The organism is Paraburkholderia sp. SIMBA_030, assembly GCF_046535245.1.
Taxonomy (GTDB): Bacteria; Pseudomonadota; Gammaproteobacteria; order Burkholderiales; family Burkholderiaceae; genus Paraburkholderia.
In genome coordinates this window covers 1-238 of the sequence record NZ_JAWRXB010001582.1, presented here as the reverse complement: position 1 = coordinate 238, position 238 = coordinate 1, and the positions used below count along the sequence as shown (strand labels likewise).

Genomic DNA, 238 nt, shown 5'->3' with positions numbered 1-238 from the left:
ATGATCGCCCAGCTGCCGACCAGTGCACCGTCCGCGAACTACCCAGAATTCCTCGAAGCCCTGCGCAACAGCGGCTTCCGTGGCCAGATCAGTGCCGATTACGCTACCCGTACGGTGCTGGCCACCGACAACTCGATTTACCAGCGCCTGCCCCAGGCGGCGGTGTTCCCGCGTGACGCCGATGACGTGGCGCGGGTCGCCGCGCTGATGGGAGAGGCGCGCTTTGCGCAGGTCAAGC

Annotated in this window: 1 protein-coding gene; it reads left to right on the top strand. The window is 66.4% G+C overall.

Translation table 11 applies throughout. The features are described from left to right. Positions 1-238: hypothetical protein (locus SB772_RS45340; protein ID WP_410839196.1), on the top strand; the 238-nt coding region annotated here is incomplete at its 3' end.